The following is a 14,617-nucleotide window of genomic DNA, read 5'->3' as shown; positions in this document are numbered from 1 at the left end:
CTCTTGGTTGTTATGCTTCATCAAATTGTAAAAACTATAAAGTAGTGAGAAAAAATGGGTTTAGTAATACTAATTTAAAACTTAACTTGCTATAATTTTTTAAATGATTAAACCGAATGAATTCAGATTACACTCAAATTATAGAAAACGCATACAAGTTCGTTAAGCCGATTAAAGATCACGGAAAACTAGCGACTTACATACCCGAATTAGCAAATGTAAATCCAGATAAGTTTGGAGTGCACATCACTAAAATAGATGGTAATAACTTCGGAATTGGAGACCACTTAGAGAAATTTTCAATTCAGAGTATTGCTAAAGTCTTGTCACTTTCATTAGCTGTTAAATTTCTAGGAGAGCGTATTTGGACGCGTATTGACGTTGAGCCTTCTGGTACAAAATTCGATTCGCTTCTTTTACTAGAAACTTATAAAGGCATTCCTCGTAATCCGTTCATTAATTCTGGAGCCATTGTTATTTGCGACATCTTAATCACACATTTAGAAAATGCACGTGAGGAGTTTCTTGAATTTGTTAGAGATTTAAGTGATATTCCAGATCTAAACTATTCTGATGACATCGCTGATTCTGAAAAAGCGACGGGTTACCGAAATGTAGCCTTATGCAACTTTATAAAATCGTTGGGTAATATTAAAAACGATCCCGCCGAAGTGTTAGATTTTTATTTCGATATGTGTTCATTAGAAATGAATTGTGAACAAGTGTCACATACCTTTTCGTTTTTAGCCAACGGAGGTAGAAAATTAAGCGATGGTAAACGGATCATAACGAGCAGTCAGGCAAAACGAATCAATGCTTTAATGCTCACTTGTGGATTCTATGACGAGTCAGGTGAATTTGCATTTAAAGTGGGACTTCCAGGAAAAAGTGGTGTTGGCGGTGGTATTGTAGCCTTATACCCTAATAACTTTACGATTGCCGTTTGGAGTCCAAAATTAAATCCTAACGGAAACTCTTTTAAAGGCATGAAATTGCTAGAAACGGTTACGACACATTCTGAAATGAGTATTTTTTAATGATTTAGATTACCAATCATGTTTTTAAACTAATACCTGCGACTAAACTCTTTATATTCAAAACCAAAAGCGCATACCAAGAAAGAAAGAAAATAGTTAGTAAGCAATCAACACCCAAATTCCGACACGGTCGGAATCAACGATTTTCAGAAATAATGAGCTCAAAATATAGTTCATTTACACAATCAAGTATTGGAAATATAGATTCAATAAGAACCTTTAATCATAAATGCCTTGGCGAATGGCGCTTTAGCAAATGCGCAGCATTCACGAAAACCTATTTAAACAATAAGAATGGATGAGTAACTCCTAACAAATCGTTTTGATTTTTTGGTTCGTTTATTCGCTTATGCTTATTTTATGGAACTCATGATGTGCTGCGCAGTTTGCATCAAGGCAAAATGAACATATAAAAAACATTTTATCAAACATTAGTTCTAGTGATTCCTGTTTTTTCTATAGAATTACATAAAGCATAGCTATAACTAGCAAAACCATTAAGATTTTGTTCTTCTCAGTCAATACCTGCGCCTCATAATCTTTAAATTTGAGTACATCTTAAAAATTAAAAGTTATGAAAAGCGAAGACAAAAAAGCACAATACAATTCAGATATTACAAAAGAAGACGAAAAGATTCTAGGAGACAAATCTGGAAACTTAAGACAGGATAATGGCGATGATGAAATACTAAAAAAACGTCCAAATGAACCAGATTTTGCTGCTAAAAATTTAGATATTCCTGGTGGCCGTAATGCACGACCTCTCACAAACGAAAGATATCCAGATGAAGAAAACAGACATCATAGCTTAGGTAGTGCACATAATGAAAACCTTGAGCAAGATATTGAAAACACACAGACAGAATAGTTTTCAAAATCTTATTTAGGTAGTCATCCTAAAACGCATAAACAATCAAAATCCATAGTAATAGCTAAATTCATTAATGCTATTTTGGGTTTTGATTTTTTTATTATAGCTATGTGATTAGTGAATAGTGAATAGTTAAGAGTGAATAGTTAAGAGTGAATAGTTAAGAGTGAATAGTTAAGAGTTAAGAGTTAAGAGAAGTAAGAAAAATACAAACAGCAAGTAAATAATCAACTCCTAAATTCCGACAGCGTCGGAACCAACGATTTTCAGAAATAATGAGTAAAACACAAAGTTAATTTACAGTATCAAGTATTGAAAATATAGGTCTATTAAAAACCTTAAAATATTAATGCATTAGCGAATGGCGCTTCAGCAAATGCACAGCATTCACGAAAACCTATTTAAACAATAAGAATGGATGAGTAACTCCTAATAAATCGTTTTGATCTTTTGGTTCGTTTATTCGCTTATGCTTATTTTATGGAACTCATGATGTGCTGCGCAGTTTGCATCAAGACAAATGTGATAGCATTCACGAACACCAATTTAATAAAATAAAAACCTAGTGAGCTTAAAAACACCCATAATAAGCTTTGCTTGGTAGTTTCAAAACAAAATATATTTTGTTTATCACTAATCCTCAAGGGGACAATATACATATTAACTTTTTTGTTGAAATTAAGCCTGAAGCCTTAACAAAAGAACAAACCGCAAGCCAACAATCAACACCTAAATTCCGCCATCGTCGGAACCACTGTCGGCAGTATATATAATCAAAATCCGTTAAAAATAGCTGAAGCCTTGGAAGCTATTTAGGATTTTTATTATGGTTTTAAGAGCACCAAAGTGCTATTAAAAATACCTTCGACAGTAAAGGACATTTTGGTTCGTTTTTGGTCCTTCAAAAATGAACGTATTAAATCAACAGATCAAATATCCCAATCTTCTAATCGAATTATTATAAGAACCACGATCAACACTAAAACACAAATAAGAATACAGGTTCTCGATACTAATTTCACTCATTGCAATCGTAAAATTCACTCGAACTGACGAAGCTCTTTAAAACAAACATTAGCTTAAAAGAACAAATAAGAAGGCATCATAAAACAAAAGTTCTACAATGCCAATCCTAATATCAAAACAAACTAAAATTATTCAGAAGCAAACGGATAATCCGTATACCCCTTTTTACCAGCAGTATAAAACGTGTCCTTATCCCATTCCGCTAATTCTAAATCCTGTTCAAAACGCTCCACTAAATCCGGATTAGAAACAAAAGGCTTACCAAAAGCCACTAAATCAGCATCACCATCAGCAAGCACTTTATTCCCTTTTTCCTGATCAAAATTAGTATTAGCCATCAACGTTCCATTATACAACGGACGAAAATGCTTAGCAATAGCACTCACAGCAAACGGCACCTCAGAAACATCGGTAAACGGTTCGGACAAATGCACATAAGCCAAATTATAATCATTCAGTTTTTTAATAATATATTCAAATGTCGGAATGGTCTCTTCATCTACCGTAATCCCAAATAAGCCATGTAACGACGGATTAAAACGCACTCCAATTTTTTCTTGTGGAATCACGGTTTTCATAGCGTCTAAAACTTCAAAAAAGAAACGTGTTCTATTTTCAATATTGCCGCCATAGTCATCAGTTCTGGTGTTAGAACAGCCATTAAAAAACTGCTGAAATAAATACCCATTAGACGAATGCAGTTCAATGCCATCAAAACCCGCTTCCACAGCGTTCGCAGCCGCATTTTTAAAATCGTTAATGGTGCGTTTAATATCTCCAAGCGTCATCGCTTTTGGAGTTACGGTTTCCTTAAATCCGTTTGGAGTAAAAGATTGCGCTTTGGGATTAATCGCAGATGCAGAAACAGGCAATTCACCATCATGAAAATCGGGATGCGAAATACGGCCAACATGCCATAACTGAATAAATATAGTACCTCCTTTAGCGTGCACACGGTTGGTTACCGTTTTCCACCCCTCCACTTGCGCTTTAGAGTGAATACCAGGAGTGTTAATATAGCCCACGGCTTCCTTAGAAACCTGAGAACCTTCTGTAATAATTAAACCTGCCGAAGCACGCTGTTCGTAATATAAACCTTGTAAATCGTCTGTAGGGACTTTTTCTTTGTTATCCGCACGACTACGCGTCATAGGTGCCATTACAACACGGTTTTTTAAAGTGATATTTTTATGATAGGGAGTTAATAAATGTTGCGTATTCATAGGTGTTTTTTCGTGTTAATTTGAAATATAAAGTTACGATTTTCAAACACCAATTTAGCGGATAGACAGCAATTAATATAGATTTAACCTTTCCTAAACGCATCAATACTTTAATGTTATAAGTCAAGACTTACAGCCCGTAATCTTTAAATTTGAGACGATTTTATGATTAATAATCACGAAATGATTAATAAAAATAAAAAAGAGACATACAAATCAGTTATTACAGCAGTAGACCTAATAGTTAGTAATAAATCTGGAAGTTATATTAAAGCAATGGCAATGACTAGTGGCTAATATCGCCAGCAAAATACCCTAATGTCTCTGAAACAAAAACTTAGATATTAATTAAAAACATACCATATGAAAACATTCAAATTTAGTTCCATCTTATTTAGCACGCTACTATTATTCTCGGCTTGCAAGGATGATGATAAAAATAATTTCAATAATAATGCTCCAAATACAGCAGGTATTGGATACGTAGAAACCGATGCGTCTCCTTCTGGTATTTACGACAACATTATATCTCAATTAAATAGTAACGAGAACATTGGTATTATAGCAGAAGTTAACCATTCTGAAAATGCTCAGAACGTCGGTTTAGAATTAGATTTTACACGTACCGTATATTTTGGAAATCCGACATTAGGAACTCCACTAATGCAAAATAATAGTTCTGCCGGATTAGATTTACCGCAACGCCTTACCGTGTTTACTGATGAAAATGGAGATACCATTGTGGCATACAATTCAGTAGACTACTTAGTTAACAGACATAGTTTGAGTAATGTTTCAACAACAGATATGATAGCCAATGCACTTGTTAACATTGTAAATAGCGCAACAGAAAAAGATGTTGTTATAAATTCCTCTAGTCCCATATTAAACGACGGAATTATTTCTGTGACGAGTACGAACGACTTCAATACAACCTATAATCTAATTTTAGAGACCTTAAACAGTTTAGACGCCGTGTCAATTATCGCAGAGTTAGATCACCAAGTTAACGCTCAAAGTGTTGCTATGGATTTATTGCCTTCCAAGTTAATAATTTTTGGAAACCCAGCTTTAGGAACACCGTTAATGTCAGAATCAAGAACTATGGCTTTAGACTTACCCCAAAAAATGTTGATTTATGAAAATAGTGATGGTGATGTCAATATAATATATAATAACCCATTTTATATAGGAGAAAGACATGGTATAACTGAAAACAACGACACATTAGAAATGATTTCTCAAGCCCTGCAAACCATAGCGGATTCTGGGGCTTCGGCTAACTAAAATATATGCAAGCTTAAACCTTAAGTAAATATAAAATTGAAAGAACAACAACAATTACGCACTGTCATTGCGAGGACGAAGGACGTGGCAATCTTATCATTAAATATTAAATCTAATTTTTAAAACTCTCTACTGATTATAATAACCAATTGGTAATTCCAATATTCTCATCAATATCAAAGTTCGTCAACTTTCTTTTTTAGTATATATTCCTCTTTGTCCTCCTTGTCAAACCTCAATTTAACATACTTCTCAAACTTATCTGGATATTTACCTTTTCCTGTAGTTAATATTACCTGATAATCTTTTAATTTTTCTATTCGATTATCTTGTCCTTTTTGAGATAATTCTAAAGCTTCATTTAACAACATTAAATTGTCTTTCAATCGACTTTTATCAATACCTCCTCTTTCTGGTGTATCAATTAATAAAAATCTAGGATGTTTCACTGTATCTCTTTTTAAACCCATACTCAATAAAGTAAAATAATACATTAACCTAATAGGCACTATTGTACTTCGTTCTTTGTATTCACCTCGATCAATGTATGGCATATAATCATCATTTATTTCAGCGTAATTACTTGAAGCGGATGACTTTGAAAGTAATTTGGAATAAATTTCACTAAACTCTTTTATAGTTTCTTTATTGTTTTTACTAAACTCTTTCTGCATTTTCTCATACTCCGTTTTCTTCGTATCAAAATCACTTTTATCTATTTTCTCCTTATCCTCTAAAATATTTTTCTCTTCTAAAAGCTTGACAATATTTCCTGTTATTAAAATTTCTTCTCTTACTTCTAAGATTTTATCATTTAATTTATCAATTAATTGCGAGTTACCTGAAAACTCAATAGAGTTAATTATTTTCTTTAGGCTCTCTTTTAAATCAAATGCTTTCTCTTTCATTATTTTTAAAGATGATTTTACTAAAGACAATTCTGAATTATAAGATTCGAAGGCTGTTTCTATACTCTTTAAACTTTTATTTTTATGATCAAAAATCTCTTTATATTCACTCGATTTATATACGAATTTCTCATAATCATCATCTTTAATTTCTGAGCCACAAATACAATGACCAATTTTAGGATCTACATCCGACATACAGAATGGGCATATCTCTAATGAAAATAAATTTAGTTTATCATGAGTGAAAATAATTTTTTCAATTTGAGAAATTTCATTCTTCTGATTATCTAATAGTTTTTTGATTTTATTCTTTTCGATTTCATAATTATTTTCAATAATTGAATTATCAGATATTGCTATTTCTAATTCAATCAGTTCAGCTTGAATATTTGTTAGCTGTCCAGTTTTATCATTCGTATTTGTATTTTCCTTTTGATAAGAATCTCTTTTACTATTCAGTTTTTTTAACTGATTTTCTAATTCTAGAAGTTTATTTTTTCTTTTATGTAGAGATTCTTCCTTTAAATAATAATGAACTCTATTAAAACTATCAAAAATTGATTTAGATTCATTCTTTTTTCTTTCTGCTTCTTTAAAATCGTTAAATTTTATGTTATATTCTTCTGAAGATACCCCTATTAGAATTTCAAATATTGATTTTCTAATAATTGAAGAATCTGCTATATAATTTTCTGCTGAAGGTTCTTTAAAAATCTTTCTTGGATCAGAATCTTGATCGTGATATAGCAACCTATACAAGTCCTTAAAACCAATTAACCAACTAGAAGCACCTAAATACAGCTCAAAGACTTTAATTCCAAGCTTTTCTAATAACCAATCTGAAAAAGTTCTTGGAGCATATCTAATATCTCTTTTGATTGGCAGCTTATTTATTTCTCCTTTTTCTTCGAAAAAAACATCATTACTACCAATGAACCTTTTTAGAATGTAATCTTCACCATTTATTGATATTTCTAATATAACATAATTATTTGTGTCTTCCGTTATTAGACTGTATTTAGAGTTATTTTGTTTTTTTTGTTTTGAAGAAGGATTGAATGGAGCTACAGAACCTCCTAAGCCATAAGTAATAAAATGAGAAAATGTACTTTTTCCGGAACCATTATCACCTACTATTATATTAATACCAACTGTAAACTCAGGTGAGGTAAACGAATATTTCTCACCAGAATATATTACTCTTTTAATAATTAAATTTCCCATGTCAGTATATTCTTAGAAGTAAATAAAGTATTCACCATTGTTTTTATGGTTGTGGTTCTTAGACCTCGAATTTCTTTTTTTAATATTTCAATATTTTCCAACTCATGACGGAACATATCTTTACTTAAAAAATCATCTGGAAGGTTATCAGTCTTTAACCATATATCAAAAGACTTATGTCTTTTGTTCATTGAAATACCTAAGTAATCTTTGTTCTTTAAAACTATTAATAGATGAGATAATAATTTTTTTTTGATGTGTGCTTTAGAATAAATACTACCTAATTCATCCTGAGAAAAATCATCAATCTTTTTGCTTGCGCTCGTAAAATCAACCAAATATGCTATTTTCCTAAAATCTCTAAATTCGTTTGATTCTTTTGTGCAACCAAGATTATTTAATATTAAAATTAAATTATAACAGAGGTAATTATAATCTTCTTTTTGTATAAACATCATTCTTTTTCTAGCACTCTGTTTATCAGCCATATATCCCGTTTTTGTCAAATGAAAGAAAACAATCATTAATTAAATCAAGTACTATTTTCCTCATAAAGGTTTTGTTATTAGCAACATATCTATATTGAGAAGATTTATCTTTAATTGCCTTATTACCTTTTTTAATAAATTTATTAATCAATCCTTCTATTTGTTCTAAAGTTAATTCCTTGTTTATATTAGAGTCTACAAACTTTAAAAGTTCAAATTGACAAACTTCAAATACTACAAACTTTATAGATCTAATTTCTTGATCCGTGTACCTTTCTATTTCTAACTTCCCTGAAGCATGTTCTCTACAGTATAAATTAATCCAATTATCGCTTATAGTTGTACAAGATTCTTTTAATTTTTCGGGTAAGTTTCTTTTATCATTTGGAATTAATTCTTCATAACTAGTTTCAGCAACTATATCAATTTCTTTAGACCTTATTTCAGAATTAATTATTATTTCACACTTTTCTTTAAGAATTTTCTCTAAGTATCTGATAGATAAAGCACATAATTCCTTTGACTTTTGTTTCTCAATCAATTCAGAATTAATAATACCAATAATTTTATCATCAATAATTAATGGAGCACCAGAAATACCTTCATAGCTAGACCATTTTAAATTGTGATTTAATTCTATGTCAATTTTCCTACTCTTAAGATAGGACAAATGTTGATGTACTGTATTATCATCTTGATACATATTCTCACCTGTATCCATTTTACTTTTTGGATAGCCTCTTGATGTCCATTTTGTTCCTGGTTTTATATTTGTAGAATTAGCTAAACACAAAAAGGAAACGTTTAAAACCTCTTCTTCTAATTCTAAAATAGCAAAATCCTTTACTTTTGATTCTTCAATATCATCTGAAATTATTTTTGCTTTTACAATTAACTTATCGTTTTGAGATAGCTTAATGTCTTGTGATTTATGCTCTGAAACTACATGATAAACAGTCAATGCAAAATTTTTAGTTATTAAAAATGCAGTTCCATTTTTTGTGCCACAGTTAATTTGGTATACTAAGCTTGTTAAGGTTGAATTGAACATTAATCTATAGTTATTTCATTTTGAACTTTTATCTCATAATTATACTTTTCTTTTAAACTTAAACTCTGAAAAGGTTCTAATTTTGGATGTTTATAATTAAAAATTATTTCTTTAGTATGGTTTGATTTTTGTTTTAAAATTTTTGCTATTACTTCCAAATTTGGATGTGAGTTCTTTTTTCCATCAGTTGAAATTAAGTATCTTTTTGAATCAAACAAGCTTAACAATTTATTGGAAGTGTTTTTATTACTACCATGATGTGAAATTTTCACTAAGTCAAAGATCAATTGGTAACCTGTATTTTTAAGTTTAACCATGTTTTTATATATAATATTAGATTGTGAATCAGCTAAAAACAACATCTTTTTTTCTTCATATTCAATTATAAAAGAAATAGATGAACCATTAGTTGCAGTGTATTCACTTTCTTCATTCATAGCAAGTTTATCTATATCATATACATCATTAAAACTTGATGTATCTTTTAATTCAACTTCAGTATCACTTAAATTTTGCATATACAATTCGAACGCATCGTCAAATATTACTTCATCGCTAAGCTTAAAATCATAAAAAATTCTATCCAGTTCATCTTCCCATTTTTTAGATAATTTTTTTAATTTTTCATGATCAGGTGATAATAGAATAAATTTTACATTTTTTATTGTATTATTAATTTTCTCTTCAAAACAAATGGCTTTATTATTGAACATATGGTTCCATTTATATTTATTCTCATATATTAAACTTGCAAGCGTAACTCCTTCACTTACACTAGTATCAGTAATACCATCTTCTTTTAAATTATTCGAATTTTGATGCTTGATTAATGTAAGAGCTTTAGATTCTTCTATCTGGATTTTATCAACTTTTTGTTTATTAAATTGTAAGTGTCTAAATGAATTATGCCAAACCTCTTCTACTTTTATGATATTTGAATTATCACCATTCTCTTTTAAAAAAGATATTGCTCCTTCTATATGATCCTTATCGATGTGTGTTACTATTAATAATTGAATACTTTTAGTTTTATTATTTAATGAAATTAAGTCTTTTTTTATATGATTTATATAAGTGTCTGATAACCCCATGTCTACCAATATATTAATATCCTTGTCTTTTCCAAATGAGATTAAGAAAGCATCACCTTCATTTGCTTTATACATTTTAATTTTGACCATATTTTTAAATTATAATTTTGAGCACAAAGACTCTTCAACAAACTATAAATCCAAAAAAGTAAGTTTGTAAACTAATTCACTGCAACTAATTATTAAGGAAAAATCCAAATATAATAAAGCTGTAAGACTTTTCTTTATGGGAAACCATAAATATTTGAATATAATTAATTTAGGTAAATATGATTGTTTTTCTCCCCATTTAACCGTCTATTCAAATAAAAGAGATAAATCAACCAAAACATTAAACTACCATTAAATAAACCACCTCTCCTTGCCATTTCCCACTATTATTTAGACCTTCGCAAAAAAACAACCCCAATGACAATATTCGTAGACATGGACGACGTGTTAGCCGACACTTACGGCAAACACATAGAATTATATAATAAAGAGCACCAGCAAGACTTACGCATGTCGCAAATTTCTTCGGGCGAAATATGGCATAATGTCCCAAAAGTACATCAAGAAAGTATTATGCAACATGCCCTACAACCTGGCTTTTTTAGAGATTTAAAACCTATTAAAGATAGTATATTGGTCATGGAAGCGTTGTACAATAGACATGAAGTTTATATTGCTACGGCAGCAACGCAGTTTCCAAATTCCTTATTAGAAAAGAGCGAGTGGTTAGATGAGCATATGCCTTTTATTACGTGGCAACACCGTATTATGTGTGGAGATAAGTTTATCTTAAATGGAGATGTCCTTATTGATGACAGGTCGTATAACTTAGAGAAGTTTCAAGGAGATACATTATTGTTTAATTCTCCTCATAATGTGAATGATACAGGCTACAACCGAGTGGTTACTTGGGAAGATATCGCAAAGCTTTTGCTTTAGGAAAACCCAAAGTTTCACAACTAACTTCGTCGGGTTTACTTTGGGTTGAGCAATACAACTGCTTCTAAAGAATAAATCGATATTTGCAGCTGTACAATTAAAAGGATTAATGAGCTAATTGCTATAATGTTATGTTTGTGTAATGATAGGTATAACTTCTTATCGAATACAAAAAACACGTTCATTATTGCGTAACGCATCCTCTCCTGCTTTGATGCATGCCATCAGTGAAACCGTAAGTTTATCAATTGCATGTAATATCGCAAGTACAATATTGTCATTATCAGCTTCAAAACTAATTGGTTGAAGCGGTCGCCCTACAATGTTAGTGCTTAATAAACACCTATTGCTGTGATCCCCTTCTTGTTTATTGTTTTCATTAGATAAATGAACGTCTATTTCTGCAATATGTATTTCATAATTCTCTAATCTACATTCAAATAATGCCGTAAGATAAGCCGTATCTTTTTCGCTAATATGTATGGTTTTATTAGAGTTAAGTTGCGTTGTATTAAATTGAATTCTCATGATCCTATATGTTTTAAAATGATTAAATTTTAAGTACTATTTTAATGGAGTCCGTGATATTGAATTCAAAGCCACACTAAAATAGTGATAGATATTTATGATAATTAAACTTAATTTGGAGTTTCATAGGAAGGGGTTTGGTTAAAATTATTAATTATAGGTTGTTATATTTCAACTAAAATTAATGTAGTGAATCGCATACAGATTCTCGGTAAATTGAGGTTAAACTTGTGTTAAAGGGGAGCTATAAGAAAATGTGATAACTCCTATAAAATCAGCAAATTGAATAAGTGAAGGGATTTAAACTTTAGAAAATTGAGACAAAACCAATATCCTTGTTGCATTACAGCTTAAATATGATTTAGGTGGTACCGAATAAGGTGTGGTCTGGAGCGCAGAAAATCCTGAGTTAATCAGGATTTTCTGTTGTTTTAAAACGAGGAAGTTTTAGAACTTTAAATCGTTTAAGAAACTATTGACGTTTTCTTTTGTTTCGCCTGTTTTCTTCTGAATTCGGCCAACAACTTCATCTTCTTTACCTTCTTGGTAATCTAGATCATCGTCAGTAAGTTCTCCCCATTTTTGTTTTAATTTTCCTTTAGCAATATTCCAATTGCCTTTTGCTTTATCTTGCCATGGTTTAGACATAATTTCTGTATTTTTAAGTTATAAAGTAAATCACTTTGATCTACTACCGTAAATTTACAGTAAGTCTTAAACACCCATTAGCACAATCCATTAATAAATTGATGCAAAAAATAAAAGAAGGTAAAAAAGCATGATTTACACCATTATTGATGTTGAAACCACAGGACAAAGCAATCGCATGACTGAGATTTCAATTTTTAAATTTAACGGAGATACCGTAATAGACGAGTTTACATCACTAATAAATCCGGAAACTTATATTCCACAGCATATTACAGCACTCACAGGGATCGATGACCATATGGTTGCTGATGCTCCGCGATTTGCAGAGGTTGCAGACGATATTATAAACATTACTGAAGGAGCCATATTTGTGGCGCATAACGTGAATTTCGATTATAAAGTCATTAGCGGAGAATTCAGTAGAATTGGTTTAGAATTCAATAGAAAAAAACTCTGTACCGTCCGTTTATCACGACGCTTATTACCAGGACATCGGTCTTACAGTTTAGGGAAATTATGTAGTGCTTTAGAGATTAATTTGGTAGGCCGACACAGAGCTAGAGGCGATGCCGAAGCCACCACTATTTTATTTGAATTACTATTACAACAACCTGAAGCTTCAGATGTTTTTAAGGAATTTTTAAACAAGAATTCTAAAGAAGCCACCTTACCTCCTAACCTACCCAAAGAAACGTTTGAAGCCTTGCCAGATACCGCAGGCATCTATTATTTTAAGGATAAAAAAGGAACCGTCATTTATGTCGGTAAAGCCATAAACATTAAAAAAAGAGTACTCAGCCATTTTTATAGTAAAACAAAAAAGGCGCAAGATATGGTGAGAGAAACGCGCGATATCGATTTTGAATGCTCAGGTAGCGAATTAATAGCACTACTTATGGAAGATGCTGCCATTAAACATCATTTCCCCGTGCACAATAAAGTCGCGAAACGCACTATACAATCCTTTGCCATATTCTCGTATGAAGACCGAAAAGGAATTCTGCATTTAGCAAGCAATAAAGGCCGTTTAGTGCCCAATCCTATCGTTACACTATTTAGCATAAGGGAAGTGCGTGCCTATTTAGAAAAGATGTGTGAGAAGCATAACTTATGTCCTAAATACTGCCATTTACAAGAATCCGTTTCGGAATGTTCGCATTTCAGCATCAAAAACTGTAAAGGGATTTGTAAAGATGAGGAAACTGTAGAAGATTATAATAACAGAGTTCTTGAGGCTATTCATGATATGTCAGATCAAAAGAATGACATCATTGTAAGAGAAAAAGGCAGACACGATAATGAGGAAGCCTTCGTTATGGTGAAAAACGGAGACTATTTAGGTTATGGTTTTGTTGATAAAACAGAATCTATAAACCACATCGATGATTTAGACACGTTCCTGATTCCTCAGAAAAACAATATGGATATTCAGAAGATTTTGAGATCGCGTTTGTTGGATTTGTAGTTGGTTAGTTGTTGGTTGATGGTTTTTGGTTGTTGGTGTTCTCGATACGTTTTTCGCGCACTCAAAACACTCAAACTGACATAAAAATCTCTATTACAAAAGAAAACAGCACCATAAAAGCGCTGTTCTCGATTCAGAAAAATAAGATATCTATAGCGTTAGGGAAATAGATTTCGATTTATTTTCCTTCTTTAGGGTTATAACGTAAGTAATCTCTGCTCCATTAGTATGCTCATAATTAACAGTGCAGCTGCTATTAAGAAACGCCCATCCCGGATAATCTTTTGCTAGTTGACTGCTTATTGTTAATGGAATTCGTACATCTTCGTAGTATTCTTCAGAACTCAAAATAACACCTTTAGTATCATAAATGGCAGTGATAGAATTGTCGCTCGATTGAAAATTAACAGTATACGTCATAGACTTGTTCTTACTATAAACAGGATCTTTTGAGACATCAAAATCTGCTGCTACTTTTTGTAATTTCTTAATAGAAACCGCTAAAGGTTGCGCTGCTGTAAGTTCTAAATTTAAATACTGTTCGTTGAGAACTGAAATGGAACGCGGTGTATAGTCCTTGTCGTTAAACTGAGACGTTTCCATTGCTAAATCATTTTGCGCTGAACTAAGGTTGGCAAGTCCTAAAAAAATTAAACCAAGAAGACATGTTTTCATAAGTGATACGGTTTTAGAGTGATACTTAATAATTAAAGTGGTAATAGCATTATTCTAAATAAACACGTTGTATAAATAGAACACTGCTAAAGTAAAAGTTAAGTAAGGCACAACCGCATAATCGATATAGACCACTGATGTACAGGCGATAGACATTTA

At 31.4% G+C, this 14,617-nt stretch carries 13 protein-coding genes; 5 read left to right on the top strand and 8 right to left on the bottom strand.

Annotated elements, in window-relative coordinates:
- Positions 1–116 precede the first annotated feature (116 nt).
- Positions 117–1,037 (top strand): glutaminase, encoded by a 921-nt coding sequence (locus HM984_RS00395; RefSeq protein WP_179347670.1) that lies wholly within the window; start codon positions 117–119, stop codon positions 1,035–1,037.
- A gap of 574 nt (positions 1,038–1,611) precedes the next feature.
- The gene (locus HM984_RS00390) at positions 1,612–1,905 is read left to right on the top strand and encodes a hypothetical protein (RefSeq protein ID WP_179347669.1); all 294 of its coding nucleotides are present in this window, start codon (positions 1,612–1,614) and stop codon (positions 1,903–1,905) included.
- 1,157 nt (positions 1,906–3,062) lie between these two features.
- Here HM984_RS00390 and HM984_RS00385 read toward each other — a convergent pair.
- The gene (locus HM984_RS00385) at positions 3,063–4,157 is read right to left on the bottom strand and encodes an alkene reductase (RefSeq protein WP_179347668.1); all 1,095 of its coding nucleotides are present in this window, start codon (positions 4,155–4,157) and stop codon (positions 3,063–3,065) included.
- Positions 4,158–4,520: 363 nt separating this feature from the next.
- Between HM984_RS00385 and HM984_RS00380 the strand changes: the two genes are divergently transcribed.
- Entirely contained in the window at positions 4,521–5,444 is a 924-nt protein-coding gene (locus HM984_RS00380) for a DUF302 domain-containing protein (protein WP_179347667.1), read from the top strand.
- Between the two features lie 176 nt (positions 5,445–5,620).
- On the opposite strand, the gene HM984_RS00375 is transcribed toward HM984_RS00380, so the two are convergent.
- The 4 genes from HM984_RS00375 to HM984_RS00360 are packed head-to-tail and all read right to left on the bottom strand — an operon-like array spanning position 5,621 to position 10,299.
- Positions 5,621–7,579, bottom strand: coding sequence for an SMC family protein (locus tag HM984_RS00375; RefSeq protein ID WP_179347666.1), 1,959 nt, complete (start codon positions 7,577–7,579; stop codon positions 5,621–5,623).
- Positions 7,567–8,067, bottom strand: coding sequence for a hypothetical protein (locus HM984_RS00370; RefSeq protein ID WP_179347665.1), 501 nt, complete (start codon positions 8,065–8,067; stop codon positions 7,567–7,569). Before HM984_RS00370 ends, HM984_RS00375 begins: the two co-directional genes overlap by 13 nt.
- On the bottom strand, positions 8,060–9,118 hold the full coding sequence (locus HM984_RS00365; RefSeq protein WP_179347664.1) for a trypsin-like serine protease: 1,059 nt from the start codon (positions 9,116–9,118) through the stop codon (positions 8,060–8,062). The genes HM984_RS00370 and HM984_RS00365 overlap by 8 nt, the downstream gene beginning before the upstream one ends.
- A complete protein-coding gene (locus HM984_RS00360; RefSeq protein ID WP_179347663.1) occupies positions 9,118–10,299 on the bottom strand; it encodes an MBL fold metallo-hydrolase in 1,182 nt (393 codons plus the stop codon). The genes HM984_RS00365 and HM984_RS00360 overlap by 1 nt, the downstream gene beginning before the upstream one ends.
- A 318-nt stretch (positions 10,300–10,617) precedes the next feature.
- Between HM984_RS00360 and HM984_RS00355 the strand changes: the two genes are divergently transcribed.
- Positions 10,618–11,139: a 5' nucleotidase, NT5C type gene (locus HM984_RS00355; RefSeq protein ID WP_179347662.1), complete on the top strand. Its 522-nt coding sequence runs from the start codon at positions 10,618–10,620 to the stop codon at positions 11,137–11,139.
- Positions 11,140–11,298: 159 nt separating this feature from the next.
- On the opposite strand, the gene HM984_RS00350 is transcribed toward HM984_RS00355, so the two are convergent.
- Entirely contained in the window at positions 11,299–11,667 is a 369-nt protein-coding gene (locus HM984_RS00350; protein WP_179347661.1) for a hypothetical protein, read from the bottom strand.
- 447 nt (positions 11,668–12,114) lie between these two features.
- Positions 12,115–12,315 (bottom strand): CsbD family protein, encoded by a 201-nt coding sequence (locus tag HM984_RS00345; protein WP_092467835.1) that lies wholly within the window; start codon positions 12,313–12,315, stop codon positions 12,115–12,117.
- A gap of 130 nt (positions 12,316–12,445) precedes the next feature.
- Here HM984_RS00345 and HM984_RS00340 point away from each other — a divergent pair, with 130 nt between their 5' ends.
- Positions 12,446–13,783 (top strand): exonuclease domain-containing protein, encoded by a 1,338-nt coding sequence (locus tag HM984_RS00340; RefSeq protein WP_179347660.1) that lies wholly within the window; start codon positions 12,446–12,448, stop codon positions 13,781–13,783.
- 150 nt (positions 13,784–13,933) lie between these two features.
- Here the strand turns inward: HM984_RS00340 and HM984_RS00335 are convergent, their stop codons facing one another.
- A complete protein-coding gene (locus HM984_RS00335) occupies positions 13,934–14,458 on the bottom strand; it encodes a hypothetical protein (protein ID WP_179347659.1) in 525 nt (174 codons plus the stop codon).
- Between the last annotated feature and the right edge of the window lie 159 nt (positions 14,459–14,617).

This window comes from Winogradskyella pacifica (genome assembly GCF_013403915.1).
In the GTDB taxonomy this organism is placed as follows: Bacteria; Bacteroidota; Bacteroidia; order Flavobacteriales; family Flavobacteriaceae; genus Winogradskyella; species Winogradskyella pacifica.
The sequence above is the reverse complement of the archived record's forward strand: the minus strand, read 5'-3'. Positions and strand labels throughout refer to the sequence as shown.

What these genes read in the sequence shown, in the direction of transcription:
- HM984_RS00395 (WP_179347670.1), top strand. Translation starts at nt 117, where the DNA reads ATGAATTCAGATTACACTCAAATTATAGAAAACGCATACAAGTTCGTT.
- HM984_RS00360 (WP_179347663.1), bottom strand. Translation starts at nt 10,299, where the DNA reads ATGGTCAAAATTAAAATGTATAAAGCAAATGAAGGTGATGCTTTCTTA.
- HM984_RS00385 (WP_179347668.1), bottom strand. Translation starts at nt 4,157, where the DNA reads ATGAATACGCAACATTTATTAACTCCCTATCATAAAAATATCACTTTA.
- HM984_RS00345 (WP_092467835.1), bottom strand. Translation starts at nt 12,315, where the DNA reads ATGTCTAAACCATGGCAAGATAAAGCAAAAGGCAATTGGAATATTGCT.
- HM984_RS00375 (WP_179347666.1), bottom strand. Translation starts at nt 7,579, where the DNA reads ATGGGAAATTTAATTATTAAAAGAGTAATATATTCTGGTGAGAAATAT.
- HM984_RS00390 (WP_179347669.1), top strand. Translation starts at nt 1,612, where the DNA reads ATGAAAAGCGAAGACAAAAAAGCACAATACAATTCAGATATTACAAAA.
- HM984_RS00370 (WP_179347665.1), bottom strand. Translation starts at nt 8,067, where the DNA reads ATGGCTGATAAACAGAGTGCTAGAAAAAGAATGATGTTTATACAAAAA.
- HM984_RS00340 (WP_179347660.1), top strand. Translation starts at nt 12,446, where the DNA reads ATGATTTACACCATTATTGATGTTGAAACCACAGGACAAAGCAATCGC.
- HM984_RS00335 (WP_179347659.1), bottom strand. Translation starts at nt 14,458, where the DNA reads ATGAAAACATGTCTTCTTGGTTTAATTTTTTTAGGACTTGCCAACCTT.
- HM984_RS00350 (WP_179347661.1), bottom strand. Translation starts at nt 11,667, where the DNA reads ATGAGAATTCAATTTAATACAACGCAACTTAACTCTAATAAAACCATA.
- HM984_RS00355 (WP_179347662.1), top strand. Translation starts at nt 10,618, where the DNA reads ATGACAATATTCGTAGACATGGACGACGTGTTAGCCGACACTTACGGC.
- HM984_RS00380 (WP_179347667.1), top strand. Translation starts at nt 4,521, where the DNA reads ATGAAAACATTCAAATTTAGTTCCATCTTATTTAGCACGCTACTATTA.
- HM984_RS00365 (WP_179347664.1), bottom strand. Translation starts at nt 9,118, where the DNA reads ATGTTCAATTCAACCTTAACAAGCTTAGTATACCAAATTAACTGTGGC.